The 16241-nt window shown below is 54.5% G+C and carries 19 protein-coding genes; 7 read left to right on the top strand and 12 right to left on the bottom strand.

All coding sequences use genetic code 11. The features are described 5' to 3' along the window. Nucleotides 1-168: 168 nt before the first annotated feature. Nucleotides 169-810 (top strand): YigZ family protein, encoded by a 642-nt coding sequence (locus EVJ24_RS00175; protein ID WP_131438758.1) that lies wholly within the window; start codon nucleotides 169-171, stop codon nucleotides 808-810. A gap of 41 nt (nucleotides 811-851) precedes the next feature. Continuing rightward, on the top strand, nucleotides 852-1853 hold the full coding sequence (locus EVJ24_RS00180) for an LCP family protein (protein ID WP_131438759.1): 1002 nt from the start codon (nucleotides 852-854) through the stop codon (nucleotides 1851-1853). 57 nt (nucleotides 1854-1910) lie between these two features. On the opposite strand, the gene EVJ24_RS00185 is transcribed toward EVJ24_RS00180, so the two are convergent. The 6 genes from EVJ24_RS00185 to EVJ24_RS00210 all read right to left on the bottom strand — a co-directional run bounded on the left by EVJ24_RS00185 (nucleotide 1911) and on the right by EVJ24_RS00210 (nucleotide 6685). Next, nucleotides 1911-2963 carry a glycosyltransferase family 4 protein gene (locus EVJ24_RS00185; RefSeq protein WP_131438760.1) on the bottom strand — a complete coding sequence of 351 codons (1053 nt, stop codon included), beginning with the start codon at nucleotides 2961-2963 and terminating at the stop codon, nucleotides 1911-1913. 112 nt (nucleotides 2964-3075) lie between these two features. Continuing rightward, nucleotides 3076-3489, bottom strand: coding sequence for a Rok-like winged helix domain-containing protein (locus EVJ24_RS00190; protein WP_071398026.1), 414 nt, complete (start codon nucleotides 3487-3489; stop codon nucleotides 3076-3078). Nucleotides 3490-3707: 218 nt separating this feature from the next. Beyond that, complete coding sequence (gene pgmB, locus EVJ24_RS00195) at nucleotides 3708-4373, bottom strand: beta-phosphoglucomutase (RefSeq protein WP_016509311.1); 666 nt, start codon at nucleotides 4371-4373, stop codon at nucleotides 3708-3710. Between the two features lie 202 nt (nucleotides 4374-4575). Next, complete coding sequence (locus tag EVJ24_RS00200; RefSeq protein WP_236633343.1) at nucleotides 4576-4893, bottom strand: Asp23/Gls24 family envelope stress response protein; 318 nt, start codon at nucleotides 4891-4893, stop codon at nucleotides 4576-4578. Nucleotides 4894-4983: 90 nt separating this feature from the next. Continuing rightward, on the bottom strand, nucleotides 4984-6039 hold the full coding sequence (locus EVJ24_RS00205) for an acyltransferase family protein (RefSeq protein WP_131438762.1): 1056 nt from the start codon (nucleotides 6037-6039) through the stop codon (nucleotides 4984-4986). Between the two features lie 130 nt (nucleotides 6040-6169). Then, nucleotides 6170-6685, bottom strand: a complete 516-nt coding sequence (locus EVJ24_RS00210) for a hypothetical protein (protein ID WP_131438763.1) — start codon at nucleotides 6683-6685, stop codon at nucleotides 6170-6172. A gap of 250 nt (nucleotides 6686-6935) precedes the next feature. On the opposite strand from EVJ24_RS00210, the gene EVJ24_RS00215 reads away from it, so the two are divergent. Next, nucleotides 6936-7424 carry a hypothetical protein gene (locus EVJ24_RS00215; RefSeq protein ID WP_131438764.1) on the top strand — a complete coding sequence of 163 codons (489 nt, stop codon included), beginning with the start codon at nucleotides 6936-6938 and terminating at the stop codon, nucleotides 7422-7424. Between the two features lie 5 nt (nucleotides 7425-7429). Here EVJ24_RS00215 and EVJ24_RS00220 read toward each other — a convergent pair whose 3' ends face one another. Together EVJ24_RS00220 and EVJ24_RS00225 are read right to left on the bottom strand one after the other, a co-directional pair. Beyond that, complete coding sequence (locus EVJ24_RS00220) at nucleotides 7430-8029, bottom strand: alpha/beta hydrolase (protein WP_131438765.1); 600 nt, start codon at nucleotides 8027-8029, stop codon at nucleotides 7430-7432. Further along, the gene (locus EVJ24_RS00225) at nucleotides 8026-8970 is read right to left on the bottom strand and encodes a ring-cleaving dioxygenase (RefSeq protein WP_131438766.1); all 945 of its coding nucleotides are present in this window, start codon (nucleotides 8968-8970) and stop codon (nucleotides 8026-8028) included. The genes EVJ24_RS00220 and EVJ24_RS00225 overlap by 4 nt, the downstream gene beginning before the upstream one ends. Nucleotides 8971-9089: 119 nt before the next feature. Between EVJ24_RS00225 and EVJ24_RS00230 the strand changes: the two genes are divergently transcribed. The 3 genes from EVJ24_RS00230 (at nucleotide 9090) to EVJ24_RS00240 (ending at nucleotide 11652) form a co-directional block, all read left to right on the top strand. Continuing rightward, nucleotides 9090-9980, top strand: a complete 891-nt coding sequence (locus EVJ24_RS00230) for an ABC transporter ATP-binding protein (protein ID WP_131438767.1) — start codon at nucleotides 9090-9092, stop codon at nucleotides 9978-9980. Beyond that, on the top strand, nucleotides 9970-11163 hold the full coding sequence (locus EVJ24_RS00235) for an ABC transporter permease (RefSeq protein WP_070328621.1): 1194 nt from the start codon (nucleotides 9970-9972) through the stop codon (nucleotides 11161-11163). The genes EVJ24_RS00230 and EVJ24_RS00235 overlap by 11 nt, the downstream gene beginning before the upstream one ends. Before the next feature lie 63 nt (nucleotides 11164-11226). Next, a complete protein-coding gene (locus tag EVJ24_RS00240) occupies nucleotides 11227-11652 on the top strand; it encodes a hypothetical protein (protein WP_070328620.1) in 426 nt (141 codons plus the stop codon). A gap of 43 nt (nucleotides 11653-11695) precedes the next feature. Here the strand turns inward: EVJ24_RS00240 and EVJ24_RS00245 are convergent, their stop codons facing one another. Continuing rightward, a complete protein-coding gene (locus tag EVJ24_RS00245; protein ID WP_016509316.1) occupies nucleotides 11696-12295 on the bottom strand; it encodes a helix-turn-helix domain-containing protein in 600 nt (199 codons plus the stop codon). A gap of 89 nt (nucleotides 12296-12384) precedes the next feature. Next, nucleotides 12385-12885 (bottom strand): PTS sugar transporter subunit IIA, encoded by a 501-nt coding sequence (locus EVJ24_RS00250; RefSeq protein WP_070328619.1) that lies wholly within the window; start codon nucleotides 12883-12885, stop codon nucleotides 12385-12387. A 206-nt stretch (nucleotides 12886-13091) separates the two neighbouring features. Here EVJ24_RS00250 and EVJ24_RS00255 point away from each other — a divergent pair, with 206 nt between their 5' ends. Beyond that, complete coding sequence (locus tag EVJ24_RS00255; RefSeq protein ID WP_131438768.1) at nucleotides 13092-14786, top strand: M3 family oligoendopeptidase; 1695 nt, start codon at nucleotides 13092-13094, stop codon at nucleotides 14784-14786. A 44-nt stretch (nucleotides 14787-14830) separates the two neighbouring features. On the opposite strand, the gene EVJ24_RS00260 is transcribed toward EVJ24_RS00255, so the two are convergent. Next, entirely contained in the window at nucleotides 14831-15721 is an 891-nt protein-coding gene (locus EVJ24_RS00260) for an aldo/keto reductase (RefSeq protein WP_131438769.1), read from the bottom strand. Beyond that, nucleotides 15718-16221 (bottom strand): cupin domain-containing protein, encoded by a 504-nt coding sequence (locus EVJ24_RS00265; protein WP_131438770.1) that lies wholly within the window; start codon nucleotides 16219-16221, stop codon nucleotides 15718-15720. The genes EVJ24_RS00260 and EVJ24_RS00265 overlap by 4 nt, the downstream gene beginning before the upstream one ends. Nucleotides 16222-16241 lie beyond the last annotated feature (20 nt).

Here is a 16241-nt window from a genome sequence, read left to right on the forward strand (position 1 = left end):
CATCCCCTAATAGTTCGGTAGTAAGTCCTCATTTATTTCTATTATCGACTGCAGAAGCGTTCGTTTCCAGTAAGAATCAGAGGCTATCTTCACAATTCGCCACATAATCTACAGACGCCTACTCGATTTCAAAAAAATACGTGAAAATAGAAAGGAGAATTTTCAGAAATGTCTACTGAACAAAATTATACTATAAAACAAGACGGAGAATACGAGGTCGTCATACAAAAATCAAAATTTATCGCTCACTTTAAACGCGTCACGACCGAAGCGGAAGCCCAGACGTTCATCCAAACAATCAAAAAAGCGCATTGGAGCGCCAATCATAATTGTTCAGCCTACATCATCGGAGCCCGGAACGAATTCCAAAAAGCGAACGATGACGGCGAGCCGAGCGGGACGGCCGGCCTACCGATGCTCGAAGTGCTCCGGAAACGCAATTTGAAAGACACGGTCGTCGTCGTCACCCGCTACTTCGGCGGCATCAAGCTCGGCGGCGGCGGGCTCATCCGCGCCTACGGCGGGACGGTGAGCGAAGGGCTTGACGCGATCGGGATCGTCGAACGGTTGCCGATGCAACGTCTCACGCTCACGGTCGACTACGGATGGATCGGGAAAGTCGAGAACGAGCTCCGCCAGTCCGCTTATTTGCTTGACGAGATTGTCTATGCCGACACCGTCACGTTCCACATCTCGGTCCCGGTCGAAGCGACCGAGGAAGCGCTCGCCTGGCTCGTCGATTTGACGAACGGTCAAGGCCGACTCGAGACCCAGGACGTCCGTATCATCGAACGTGATTTTGTGCGCTAGGTCCCGTATACTAAAAGAAATGACTGAAATGAGGAGACGACATGGAACAAGACTCCCGCAAGAAACGCTCCGTGTGGAAAATCGGTCTGCTCGTGCTTGGCCTCGTCCTGCTGATCGGCGGTTCGGCCTTCGGCTACTTCGTTTTCAAGGCGAACGAGACGGCAGAGACCACGAACAGCGAACTGACGCGTGGCGACAAATCGGAACGTCGCGACGACACGATCGATTTGACGAAAAATCACTTCTCCGTCCTGCTCGCCGGCGTCGATGGCGGCGCCTCGCTCGAAGAGGGACGGACCGACTCACTGATGGTGGCGACGTTCAACAAGGAATCTCGCCAAGTGACGCTCGTCAGTATCCCCCGCGACGCGTACGTCGATATCGTCACGGAGGACGGCGAGTTCAAGGACAAGATCAACCATGCGTATGCGTACGGCGGCATCGACACGACGATCGCCACGGTCGAGACGCTGTTTGACATCCCGATCGATTATTACGCGACGATCAACTTTGACGGCATCGAAGACCTCGTCGATGCGGTCGGCGGCGTCGAAGTCGACGTGTTGATCCCGATCTCAGGACAGGCCACCGGAAACGTCGAGCTCGAACCGGGCGTCCAGATGCTAGACGGCAAGGAAGCACTCGCCTATGCCCGCATGCGGAAAGACGACCCTGAAGGCGACATCGGCCGGGCCAAGCGCCAACAACAAGTGCTCGAGGCCATCATCAACGAGGCGACGACAATCAATTCGTTCACGAAGCTCAACCGGATCATGACTGCGGTCGGGAATAATATCCGAACGAACATGTCGCTCTCCGAGGCGTCCCAGCTCCAGCCGTATACGAAATCGCTCCGCTCGTTCAACCAAGAGACGCTAGAGGGCGGCGACTTGACGATCGGCGGCGTCTACTATTATGAGTTGGATCAGGCGGATTTGAACGATAAGCGGGCACTGTTGAAAACAGAGCTCGGTCTTCCGGTCACGGCCGAAGACAGTGAACCTGACCCAGGCGCCGGTTTTAGCGAGACGACGACGTACTGACCTAAAAAAACGACCAAGGACATGGCGTCCTTGGTCGTTTCTATGTGTATATCCAAGTCACGTCTTCGCCCGGCCGAGCAGGCGGCGTGACGTCTGGATGATCGGTTTGTAGTTCGGGTGGATTAACTCCGTCGACTCGACGATCAGTTCGATGACGATCAAGACGATGACGAACGTGATGACGGCACCGATCATCGTCGTCTTCGCGAACAGAATCGAGGCGATCCCGAAGAAGAACGTCATCCCGTACATAAGAAGCACCGCTTGGCGCGTCGTGAACCCCATATCGATCAACTGGTGGTGCATGTGTGACTTGTCAGGCGACATCGGCGGGCGCCCTTGGACGAGCCGACGAACGATCGCGAAGATCGTATCCGAGATCGGCAGTCCGAGCAAGAGGACCGGCACGACGAGCGAGAACAGTGTCACGTTCTTGAAGCCGATCAGCGAGAACACGGCGAGCATGTAGCCGAGGAAGAGCGCACCCGTGTCCCCCATGAATATCTTCGCCGGGTAGAAGTTGTGGACGAGGAACCCGAGCGTGCTCGCGAGCAGCAAGAGCGCCATCATCGTCAAATAGACGTTCCCTTGAATGATGGCTAGGAGCGCGATCGTCCCGAGCGCGATGCTCGAGACCCCGGCGGCGAGACCGTCGAGGCCGTCGATCAAGTTGATCGCATTCGTGATCCCGATCAACCAAAGCACCGTCACCGGGATGCTCCAAGCGCCGAGATAGAGCTGTTGGTCGAACGGCAAGTTGATGAGTTCGATCCGCATCCCGGCGTTCAAGACGACGACCGTCGCGATCATCTGCCCCATCAACTTGATGCGGGCGTTCAACTGGAACCGGTCGTCGATCAGGCCGGTCAAGATGATGATGACCGCTCCGATCAAGATGGCCTCGTTATAACGACTCGTCGGCAACAACAAGGCATAGCCGATCAGGAAGGCGATGAAGATGGCGAGGCCGCCGATTCGCGGCATCGTCCGTAAATGTACTTTTCGGGCGTTCGGGTGATCGACCGCTCCGATCAGAAAAGCGAACCGGCGAACGAGCGGCGTGATCAAGATGGCCATCACAAAACTGACCAACATGGCAATCCATAACATGGCCAACGTTCCTCTCTCAAAAAAATAGACTCTGGCGAATTATAGCATATTTCCCGTCACCAAAATCGTATCAGAAATGTTACAGCAAAAAACCGACGAACGTTCTCGTCGGTCAAGCGTGTGCTGGTTCAGTCGTGACTTCTTCAGCTGATGCATATGTATATAGTCCGCGCCCGACTTTCTTGATTTCCGGATTGACCGATTCGATCTTGACCATCAATTGGTAGATGTTGCTAATATGATGACGGTAGCGAAGCTCGAGCTCCATCTGGATGTCACGCACACTCATCGTCTTCCGTTCTTTCAAAAGGTCTGTGACCTGATGGACGTAAACCTCGAGCGGATAACGTTGATTGACGCGACGCGGACGCAACCGTTTTGATGGATCTGTCGACAGCTCCTCTTCCCGTTTGTCCCGGCTCAGTTCAGAAATTAAGTATTCGGCCCGGCGCTGTAATTGACGATACGACTCCTCGATCTCCATCAGTTCGCGATAGATATGTTCGTTGACGTTCGTAGATTCCATACACAATTCCCCTTCTACATCCAATTGAAATTCTCGATTACCTATTTTAAATCAAGATTTTCTAATTATTACTTGTTATCTTCTAAAATTGTAACGGAGGTGTAATGTGTTTGTCATCTGTTTTTGGGCGTTTTGGACTTTTTAGGACTTTTGGACCACGAAAAAAGATGACGACTGTTCGGGGCAGTCGTCATCTCACGGAAGATGAACGTAGTCTGTTACGCGCCGACGCGTTCGAGGATGCGTCGGAGCGAGAGTTCATCGGTCGAAGCGACGATGAGGTCTGCATGACCAAGCATCGACTCTTCCCCGACGGCGACAGCAAACATGTTTGCCGCTTTGATTGCAGTCACGCCTGCGGCTGCGTCTTCAACGCCGATGGCATGTTCGGGTTTCACGCCAAGGGCAGAGGCAGCCTTCAAAAACACTTCGGGATGTGGTTTTGAGTCGGCGACAGTTGCTGCATCGACAATGTGATCGAAGTAATGGCGGACACCAAGTGCGTCAACGACCGCGAATGCGTTCTTTGAAGCAGATGCCATTCCGATTTTGAGACCGGCCTCTTTAATTTCATCGAGAAATGAAACGATGCCAGGAAGCAAATCGGCCGAAGAGATGTGCTGAATGAGTTCAACGTAGTGCTCGTTCTTCTTCTGGGCGAGTTCCGCCTTTTCATCCGGTGTGAAATCGTCCTGTCTTCCGCCGAGCGCAAGGATGCGTTCGAGCGAGTCAGTCCGGCTCACCCCTTTGAGCGTCTCATTGAACTCGCGGTCAAATGGAATGTCGAGCTCTTCTCCGAGTTGTTTCCAAGCGAGGTAATGGTACTCCGCGGTGTCAGTGATGACACCGTCCAAATCAAAAATGACTGCTTCAATCGTCGACATAAATGCTTTCCGCCTTTCCTTCAAATGTTTGTGTCCTCAGACTACATTTAGGGAACTTGACAAGTACCCGTTGCATGATTGGTCAATGATGCAAACGGTTGCACTTGTTCGATTTCTATTATATCGGATAACGCCTTATCTATGCAACCGCTTTCGCAGAAAAAATAAAAAATAGGAAGAGCGCTTCGCTCCTCCTATCATTTTACAATTGAATGCCGACGACTTTCACGTTCACCGCTAGCGGTGTCATCGCGAGCATCGTATCCATGTCTTGGGTGATGCGCTCTTGGACAGCCGTCACCGTCTTGACGATCGATTGACCGTAAGCGATGTAGAGCGACAAGTTGATGATGACGCCTTCCGACGACTCATCGACTTTGACGTGCTTCATGAGTGCACGCTCTGAGAGTTTCGTGTCTTCTTGTGTGAACGACACGTGTTTCGTTTCTTTGACGACGACCGCGGCAATCATCTCGACGACGTGGCGTGAGACGTTGACGTCTCCTTCTGTACTGTTCATTCCATTTTCATATGGCATGCTGTCACTTCCTTAGCTCTAGTTTCGGTTCCCATCTAAAGTGTAGCGGAAAACCGCCGTTTAGAAAAGGGTTTACGATTTTGGGTCTTTCACGTCCTGCGCACGGCGGACGTCGATTTCGACGAGCGGCCTCAACATCCGGACGGCCGGCGGGCTGATGATGAGCAGAACAATGAGGCAGGCGACACCGAACAAGACGAGCAACTGTTGCCATGACGTCGGCATGAATCCGGCCGGCACGAACGCCTTCCAGGCGACGATTAAAAACACATGGACCAAGTAGACGTACAGACTATACTTCCCCGCCCGAGTGAACACGGGCAACTCCCGCCCCGGTACGATGAGCGCGAAGCTGACGGCCATGAGCGTCGACACCGTATAGACGATCAAGAAAGCGAACGGGCCGCTCCAAATCGCCTCCGGCACCGCCGTCTCGTAGGCGAACCGGAATTTGAACAAGTTGCCGACGTGGTAGAACGTGTCTTCTTTTTGGAAGCTCATCGAGGCGAGCAGTCCGAGCGTGAGCACGGTGAAGACGACCGCCCCGCCAATCCGGTAGCGGTTCCGTTGCTCGGCCCGCTTCGGCAGCTCGAAGAAGTTCATCGTGTTGCGCTCACTCATCCAGTTGCCGATCAAGAAGAACGGATAGAACATGATGACTTTCCGGAGCGCGAAGAACCCGGTCGATTCTTCTTGGAAACCGAACAACAGGGCGAACAACAGCGCATAGAGCACATACCCTTTCAACTGGGTCACATACGGCGTGATGACGTACCAGATGACGATCGCCATCAAATACCAGAGCGCCCAGTACGGCTTGAGCACGTTCAGTCCCGGGTTCTCGAGCGACAAGAGCGGGACCCCTTCCGTGAAGGCAAACCACGAGCCGAGAATGACTTGCCAGATCACGTAGACGACGAACAGCTGGATGACACGCAAATAACGGTTCTCCCGAAAGAAGTAACCGCTCAGCATAATGAATAACGGCATATGAAACGTATATAAGAACAAATAAACCCACTTCGGCAGTAAGTCGTCGTAGGCACCGCGCACATCGGTCAGCAAGTGACCGAAGACGACGAGCAAGACGAGCACGCCTTTAATATTATCGTACCAATGATTTCGCATAGCGTCCCCTCTAGTTCTCCTGTTGCTTTTCTTCTTTAATATTGACGTATCGCTTCTGAGCGACGAGCCGGATTTCAGCCGTTCCCTACACCGATCATGTTTCGTTCAGTTGGCGTTTCTTTCGCTCCCACTACTTGAGCAGGCCCGCCTTGTCCTCAGCCGGGACGTGCTCGAACAAATGATCGACTTCTTCGGTCAATCCGAAGACGACGAGCTCGGGTTCAGTTTGTAACGTCTTCATCAGCTTATCGAATTCGGTGAAATAAGCGTTCAACTCACCCGGCGCGACCGAATGAATCACATCGGCCTGCCTTTCCACATATTCGACGAAATAGTTTAGATAAAAGACCCGCACAACGTTTGTCGCAACCGGGTCGGTGAATGCGGTCGCCTCTTTAACAAACTTCGCCCCTTCCCGTAATTGAGTGAACTTGAATAGATTCCGCGGATTCGGCTCGTCTAGCTTTTGGATGGCACCGACGAGTCGATGGACCTCTTCTTGTTCGAACCCTTCGTTGAAGTATCGATTCAACGTCGTCTTCACATCATTGTGCTGTTTATACAAACCGACGACGAGCTCAATCAACTCGTCTTGAGTGAAGCGCTTCAGCTCGGCACGCAGTTCGCCGACTTTTAACTTCTTCATCTGACCACCCATTTTATTTTTTTCCTTTCCCATCATAGCCGATTTTTACGAGCGATGAAATTACGATTCAACAAAAAAATGATGACATCATTGTCATCATTCCCCGTATCTTCCTCTTACAAGCCGAATCGTCGACAAATCTTCATGCGCGAGCAGGTTTTGCGCGTATTCAAATGGACGAGAGTGGGTAGAGTATAGTATAGTGGTTTTACTAAATAATCAGAATATTCTAATAAAGGAGGTGTGGAGAATGGCTTCTGTCATCCGTAACCGTCATCACATGGTCCATGACCCGAAACGTTCGTTCTCTAACTTTGGATTTTGGTGGAGTATCGGCGCGCTCTCGATCGGTTTATTCATCATCGCCTTCGAACCGCTCCGTGAACGGTTCAGCGCCTTACATCCGGTCGCTTCAGTCTTGTTCCTGATTGGCATCTCGTTCGTGGCCGGTGTCGTCATGAAGCTCGCCCGTGACGTCTGGTGGCTCAACTACCTGCTCGAGCGCACGTCGAACCGGTATATGTATATCGGGGCGGATACACTGCGGAGCTGGCAGTACACGCTCGACTCGATCTGGTTGTTGACCCGCACCTCACAAAAAAAGCTCGGCCGATTGTACATCCAAATCGACCGAACCGTTCGTGCTGAAGAAGCGAAACGCATGTTCGCTGCCTATTTGATTGATCGTGGCGTCCTCGTCGTCTACTCGAGATCGTCCAAACCAAAGAAAATGGCCTGACCGTTTCAATCGATTAACGGCACAACCCATGCTCGAGCTGCTTCGACTTCCTCCATTCGCAGCTCGTGCCCGCCTCCGTGATAGAAGAGCTCGACGTCCGCTCCGGCTTCCCGTAGCGTCGACGTCAGCTCTTCTGTTTCTGGTTTCGGACAAATTGGGTCACGCTCGCCGGCCGAGATGAACACGTTCGCACCCGTTAAGTCAGGAAGTGTGAGCGAGCGGTCCGGCACCATCGGATGGAACAAAAGCGACGCCTTGAACGCGTTGTCCCGGTATAAGGCCGAGCCGATCAAATTGGCACCGTTCGAGTATCCGAGCGGGATCATCTTGTCACGGGCAACGCCGTATTTAGCTGCCGCCTCGTCAAGAAACGCAAGGAAGCGCTCCGTCTGTTTCTTCAGATCCTCAAGGTCTAACACGCCTTCTGCGTGACGACGGAAGAAGCGGGACATGCCGTTCTCGAGGACGTCGCCCCGGAGCGTCAGAATGTTCACTTCAGTTGATAGTTCGCGGGCGAGCGGGATCAAGTCCTGCTCCGTCCCCCCTGTACCGTGCAACAAGACGAGCGTCGTCTCGGTCGTGCCTTTAATGAATTGATGAATCATGTTCGATCTCCTCTCGGGATTGTGATGGTTGGTAGCGTTCGTGTGATCTTGTCGCGGTCGGCTTCGAGCCAGTCCGGCAGTTTCAGCGCGTTGCCGAGCCCGTCGAACGTTTCATCGACGAGGAACCCCGGTGCGTCGGTCGCGAGTTCGTGTAAGATGCGCCCCTCGTCATGGAAGTAGACCGAGCGGAAGTAATGCCGCTCTTTCACCTCGGTCGGACGGAGGCCGCGGTCGAAGATCGCATCCTGCCACGTGGTATAATCGTCGCCGTCCGTGACACGCCAGGCGATATGATGGACCGTCCCCGACCCCGGTACCCCGTTCGGGAGGACGGCTTTTTTGACGTCGATGACGTTGCCGTAATCGGCCTCGCTCTCAAGTCGGACCCATTCCGAATCTTCCCCCGTCTTCATGAAGCCAAACAGCTCGGTCAAAAGCCGCACCGTCGCCTCCGGGTCTTTCGACAAAAGCGTCGCCCCGGCGAACCCGGTGATCGCTTCTTGTTTCGTCACGCCTGGAACGACCCAGTCCGTCTGCTTCGTACTCGCCCGGGCGACGAGTTCGACGACGAGTCCGTCCGGGTCTTCGAACAATAGCGACGGCTCACCAAATCGTTCGGTCGCGACCGTCGCGATGCCGTGTTCGCGGAGACGCGCTTCCCAAAATAAGAGACTACCGACTGGTACGAGATAGGCGGTGACACCGACCTGCCCGCTGCCGACACTACCTTTTCCGATGCCTGGGATCGGGAAGAACGTGATGACCGTTCCTGGAGCCCCGGTTTCATCGCCAAAGTATAAATGGTACGTACCCGGGTCATCGAAGTTGACCGTCTGTTTGACGAAACGAAGCCCAAGGACGTTGCCGTAAAAATCTAATGTACGTTGCGGATCTTTCACCATCGCCGAGATGTGATGGATACCTGCTGAGTGCGTCGTCATGACATGCACCCCCTTTTTATTATCTTGATTTCAAGATAAATCATTTTCGACGAAAAGTGAAACTTTTTGCTCACAATGCCGTACGCTAGAAGTAGACACTTAATAAGGAGGACTTACATATGACTTTACAAATTGACCGTGTCTCAAAGCAATTCGGGGAGTTCACGGCCGTCGACGACTTGAGCTTTCACGTCCCTAGTGGCGAGATGTACGGCCTGCTCGGGGCGAACGGTGCCGGCAAGACGACGACGTTCCGGATGATCTTAGACATTTTAAAGCCGACCGACGGCACGATTCTCTGGGACGGACGCAACGTCGACCACCGCATCGTCGGCTATTTGCCGGAAGAGCGCGGCCTGTATCCGAAGTCGCCCGTCCGCGACCAGCTCGTCTTTCTCGCCAGCCTGAAAGGCATGAAGTCGGCTGAGGCGAAACGTGCCGTCAAGTCGTGGCTCGAACGGCTCGAAATCCCGCAGTACGAAACGATGCGTGTTGAACAGCTGTCAAAAGGAAACCAGCAAAAGATTCAGTTGATCGCGGCGCTGCTCCACAACCCGGAACTGCTCATTTTGGATGAGCCGTTCAGCGGCCTCGATCCCGTCAACGTCGAGATCTTGAAGCGTGAAGTGCTCGCCCTGCGCGACGAAGGGACGACGATCGTCTTCTCGAGTCACCGGATGGAGCACGTCGAAGAGCTGTGCCAACATATCGGCATCTTGAAAGGTGGCCGCGCCGTCGTCAGCGGCGACGTCCCGACGATCAAGTCGCGTTACGTCGAGCCCGTGCTCTTCATCGAGACCGATCGCGTCGACGTCCTCACGGCACTCCCGATCGTCAAAGCGGTCGAACCTCACCGCGACGGTCATCTCGTCCGGCTCGACTCGTTCGAAGGCAGCGATGCGGTGCTCGGCGCCCTCGTGCAAGCAGGTGCTTCCGTCAAAACGTTCATGCGTCAACCCGTCTCGCTCAACGACATCTTCATCAAGGAGGTAGGCAGCCATGTTTCATAACTTCAAACCATTGTACGCGTTCACGCTACGCTCGAAACTGCGGTCGAAGGCGTTCCTCATCTCGACGATCTTGACGATTGTGTTCATCCTCGGCTTCACGAACATCGACCGCCTGCTCGCGAACTTCGAGGACACCGACCAAGGTCAGGCGCTCCTCGTCACGCAAAACGCCGAACTGACTGAAATCATGCAGTCGCTCGGTTACGAAGGGGTCGAATCGGCCGACATCACCGAGACCGAGGCGCGCGCGGGACTCGAAAATGGGGATTACGAGATCGTCGCCTTCATCGACGGCGCTTCGGCCCGCGTCTTGTCCGACCGTCCGGAGCCCGATTTCACGACACTCCTGCAGACGGCACTCCGCGAAGTCCGCAACGCCGAGCTGATCGAGACGTCGAACATTGACCCGACCGTCCTCGCCGCTTTGAACGAGCCGGTCCCGATCGAGGAGTCTTACCTCGGCCGCGGCGGCGAGAACTCAGAGGAGCTGTTCTCGTCATTCGCTTTCGTCTACATCATGCTCATGCTGCTCTACGTATCGATCATCACGTACGGTTCGATGATCTCGACCGAAGTGACGACCGAGAAGTCGTCGCGCGTCATGGAACTGATTATCTCGACGACGCATCCGGTGACGCACATGCTCGCCAAGATCTCGGCGATCGGTACGCTCGCCCTGTTACAGATCGGCATCTTCCTCGGGTTCGGTTACTTCAGCGCCCGCAGCAATGAGATGGCCCAATCGGTCATCGACAACGCCGGCAACGCCCGGGCCGTCATCTACTTATTGACGTTCTTCACGCTCGGCTATCTGCTCTATGCGGCCATGTTCGCCGTCCTCGGCTCGCTCGTCAGCCGCGTCGAGGAGTCGCAGCAGATGACGATGCCGGTCATCATGCTCCTCGTCGCCGGTTTCCTCGCCGCGATGTTCGGGTTGAACAATCCGGAAGCGCAGATCGTCACGATTTTGTCGTTCGTTCCGTTCTTCACGCCGATGCTCATGTTCCTCCGCGTCATGCTCGTCGACGTACCGGTCTGGGAAGTCGCCTTGTCGATCGGCATCATGCTCGGCTCGATCGGTGTCATCCTCTGGATCGGCTCGAAGTTCTATCGCGGCGGCGTCCTGTTCTACGGCAACAACGCGATTAAACAATGGCGTCAAATATTACAAAATCGTCAATAACGTTTACAGCATTTTCGTTTTCGTATACTCTAAAGAATGTGCAAAATGAGGAGGAAACGAACTATGCGATCACGATTACTCGCAGCCTTGATCTTTACATTCATGACGACGCTCACGACGTTCATTTGTTATACCGTCTTCTTAGAGGCCGACGCGTTGTGGCAAATCTTGCTCGCATACGCGGGCAGCACGTTCCTCGGAACGCTCGCGTTTTGGTATCCGGTCAGTCGACGTTCTGAGACGTCAAGGTTCGGCGGCGCGTGGATCGGGATTTTGATCACGCTGACGACACTCGTCGGATTCACGATCATCCGCTTCACCGTTCGCGGTGATGCCGCATCCTTACTCGACTGGCAGACGATGCTCGCGAGCCTCGCCTATACGTTCGGTTACATCGGCTGGGTGCTCACGATCCTAAACATCGTGCTCGGCTTCCTGCTTGCCGGGACGAAACCGAAAGTGCGTTATGAAGCAAGACCAATGCGTTAAATCAAAAGCAGCCGTTCTGCTCAGAACGGCTGCTTTTTTGTGCTCACTGTAACTTATACGACTTATCGACGATGCCAAACTCCGTATATTGGAACGAGTTATCGACGAACTGCTCCGGGACGAGCTGGTCGACGTAGCGGGCGAACGGGACGATGCGATGTGTCGCCTCATGCGTCCGTCCGAGGTCGAGCACGGCATCGACCAACGCTTCTAACGCGTGGTGCGACGTCGGTTCCTCGTCCTCTTCAAAGATGCGGCGCAGTTCCTCTTCGTGCATCAAGTCGAAGATGCGCATGCGCGTCTCGAGCTGATGCTGCATGTCTTCCGTCGACTTCCCGTGCATCGCTTCTTCATAGGCGAGCTTCATCTGTTCGAGTTCAGGGGCTTTGCCTTTCATGAGCACCTTCAAGGACTCCCCCGTCCAAATGTGCCGTGCCAAGTAGTTCGCGTCAATCTTCAGCGCCTCGGCGAGCGCCTCTATGTAAGGCATCGTCGGGTACACTTCACTGAGCTCGGTCCGGCGAATAAAGTACGGAGCGACACCGATCTGTTCGGCGAGTGCCTCGATCGAGATACCCGTCCGCTCACGCAAGATTCGGATTCGGTCCCCATAACCCCGGTACGGTGCATTTTTACCATCCATTGAATTCTACCCCCTCTTTTCCATTATAGTTCCCGAATCCACAAAAAAATACTCGGAAGCGCATGCTTCCGAGCAAATGGTCGAATTAATTATTTTTTCGTCAACTCGACGACTTCAGATGAACCGGCTGTGACGTTGTCGCCTTCGGCAACAAGTTTGTTCACAGCGAAGCTGTCATGGTTCGTGATGATGATCGGTGTGATCGTCGACGGTGCGTTCGCTTTGATGAAGTCAAGGTCGAACGTGACGAGCGGGTCGCCTGCTTTGACGGCTTGGCCTTCAGTGACGTGCGTCTCGAAGCCTTCACCTTTAAGGTTGACCGTGTCGAGACCGATGTGGATCAAGTACTCCGCACCGTTGTCCGCGTTGATACCGATCGCGTGTTTCGTCGGGAAGACCGTCGCAATTGTCCCGTTGACCGGTGACACGACTTTTCCGTCTGTCGGTTCGATGGCGATGCCATCACCCATCATTTTTTGTGAGAACACTTGGTCAGGCACGTTCGTAATATCGATGACTTTCCCTGTAAGCGGTGACACCGCGTTCAGTTGCTCGTCTTTACCACCAAAAAGTTTTTTAAAGAATCCCATAGCTTAATCCCTCCAACATGTTCTGTTAATCAAAGTCTTAGCTTCTATACCCGAAAAGCTATTACTTCAATCCCTACCCTATTCACGGTATAGTTGTATTAAGGTAGTGCGAATTCGTTTACACATCGTAAGAATACGAGTGTGCAATCGCTTTTGCAAGCCCTTTTTACACTTTATAAAAATTTCACATGATGGAGGCGCTTACAATGACGACTTTCACAAAATTGTCATACGAACGGCCCGACGTGGACGCTTTAAACAGCCGATTGTCGGACTATTCAGTCGAATTGCAGCAAGCGAGCACACTCGAAGAGGCGAACGAATTGATTCGCCAAATCAACCAGGAACGGAACGCGTTCGAGACGCAAAGTCAGCTCGTCGCGATCCGCCACTCGATCGATACGCGCGATGCATTCTACGAAGCCGAGCAGACGTTCTTTGACGACGCGTTGCCGGTCTACGAGAAAGAAGTCCAGGCGTACTATCGCGTCTTGACGGAGCACGATCTCCGCAGCCAGCTCGAAGCGGAATGGGGCAGCCAATTGTTCGAACTCGCGGAACGGGCACTCAAAACGTTCGACGAGTCGCTCATCCCGAAACTGCAAGAAGAGAATCGGCTCGCGACGAGCTATCAAAAAGTGATGTCGGCCGCACAGATCGAGTTCGATGGTAAGACGCTCAACTTGTCACAGTTCGGCCCGTACTTACAGTCACCCGACCGGTCGGTACGAAAAGCAGCGTCCGAGGCGCGTTATACATACCTCGCCGACAACGGTCTAGAACTCGACCGCATCTATGGCGAACTCGTCCGCGTCCGGACCGAGATCGCCCACGCGCTCGACTTCCCGTCGTTCGTCGAACTCGGCTACGCCCGGATGCAACGCGTCGGCTATGATGAGTCGATGGTCGACAACTTCCGTAAACAAGTGCGCGACGTCATCGTCCCGCTCGCGACGACGTTAAAAGACAAGCAAGCGAAACGCATCGCTGTCGATACGCTCCGCTACTATGACGAATCGTTCGTCTTCCCGGACGGCAACGCGACACCGCAAGGCGACGAGTCGTTCATCATCGATGGCGGCAACAAGATGTACCGTGAGCTCTCGGGCGAGACGGACGAATTCTTCCAGTACATGCAAGAGCGCGGCGCCCTCGATCTTACGGCGAAGCCCGGCAAAGCCGGCGGCGGTTACTGCACGTACTTACCGTCTGAAGGTCTCCCGTTCATCTTCTCGAACTTCAACGGCACGGCCGGTGACATCGACGTGCTCACGCACGAGGTCGGTCACGCCTTCCAAGTATATGAGAGCCGTCATTTGACGACACCGGAATACGCGTTCCCGACGTACGAGGCGTGTGAGATCCACTCGATGTCGATGGAGTTCTTCTGCTGGCCGTGGATGGAGCTGTTCTTCGGCGACCAGGTCGACAAGTACAAGTTCAACCACTTGGCCGGAAGCGTCACGTTCCTCCCGTACGGCGTCCTCGTCGACGAGTTCCAGCACATCATCTACCGGAAGCCGGACATGACGGCAGAAGAACGTCGTCAGGCGTGGCGTGACCTTGAGAAGGTATACTTGCCGCACCGCGACTACGAGACGAACGACTACCTCGAGTCGGGGGCATGGTGGCACCAACAAGGTCACATCTTCCAAAGCCCGTTCTATTATATCGACTACACGCTCGCCCAAGTTTGTGCCTTCCAATTCTGGGTGCGCATGCATGAGGACCGTGAGTCGGCGTGGAGCGATTACCTCACACTCTGTCAGGCCGGCGGTAGCCGCTCGTTCCTCGAGCTCGTCGAACTGGCCGGACTGAAGTCACCGTTCGAAGACGGTGTGTTAAAAGACACGATCGGACAGATTGAAGACTATCTATTGAAGCACCCGTTAGCGAACTGAAGATAGAAAAAGGGTGAGTCCGCATGGGCTCACCCTTTTTGTCCTCAAATCACATCTAACGGTTCTTTCCCGCTCGGCGGCGGGAACGCCTCGTCGAGCGCTTTGAAATCTTCTTCAGTCAGATTGAGGAGCAGCGCCGCCCCGTTCTCTTCGACGTGCGCTTTCTGCCCTGCTTTCGGGATGGCGATGACGTTGCCGCTCCGGACAGTCCACGCGAGCAGGATTTGGGCCACCGACGCATGATACGCCTCGGCGATTTGTTTCACCGTCTCATCGTTAAAGATTTTCTCTTTCACGTCGCTGCCTTCGGCGAGCGGCGAATAGGCCATCATCGGGATGCCCTGCTCTTCTAGAAACGGCAACAAGTCGTGCTCGATGCCGCGGCTGCCGAGATGATACAGCACTTGGTTGACCGCGCAATGCTTCCCGTTCGGCAAGGCGAGCAGTTCTTTCATGTCGTCGACGTCAAAGTTTGAGACGCCCCACGCCCGGATCTTCCCGTCTGCTTTCAGCTGTTCGAGCCCGTCGACCGTCTCCTTGAGCGGGATGTTGCCGCGCCAATGCAACAAGTACAAATCGAGATAGTCGGTGCCGAGCCGTTCGAGCGTCGCGTCGCACGCCTGTACGAGCTTATCGCCCCCGGCGTTATGTGGATACACTTTCGAGACGAGGAAGACGTCCTCGCGCCGGTCTTGGATCGCTTCCCCGACGAGTGATTCTGACTTTCCTTCCCCGTACATCTCGGCCGTGTCGATGACGTGTAATCCGCAGTCGAGACCTGTCTGTAGCGCCTCGATCTCCGCGTCATGTTTTGATGCGTCATCGCCCATGCGCCACGTGCCTTGACCGAGGGCACGCATCTCGCGCCCGTCCGGCAATTTGACCACGTGTTGTTTCAATGCCGCCAAAATCAGTGTGTGTGGAATTCGGTTCATGTTGTTTCCTCCTTGATCCATTGATCGTGCAACGGCCCTGCCGTCCCAAAGACGGGATCGGTCGCCGGTTTGTCGACGCGTTCGATGCGATGGACGTTGTCCGGGCGTTCTTCCGGCTTGCCCGTCAACGTGTCATAGTCGCGTCCTTCCGGATACGCCCCAACGATTTCGAAGTCATCGCTCGCCTCGAGTCGACGGTGTCCCGTCCCTGCCGGCAGGATCAACACGTCACCCGCATTCAACGAGACGAGATCACCGGTCGCGCCGCCGAGTTGAACGGTCGCACGGCCTGACCTCACCCCGAGCACCTCGTGCGTGTTGCTGTGATAGTGGTGATAGTCGAACACACCGTTCACCCAACTGTTGCCCCAACCGTTATGCTCGAACGTCGCCTGGATGCCGTCCGCCTCATCGAACACGCGTCGGTATAACAGCACCGGGAAATACGGGTTGTTCGGGATCGAACCGTCATCTTTAAACCGATATGTGGACATGTCCATGTGATCGCCTCCTTGTCTCT

This window comes from Exiguobacterium sp. SH1S21 (assembly GCF_004337175.1).
GTDB classification, from domain to species: Bacteria; Bacillota; Bacilli; order Exiguobacteriales; family Exiguobacteriaceae; genus Exiguobacterium; species Exiguobacterium aurantiacum_A.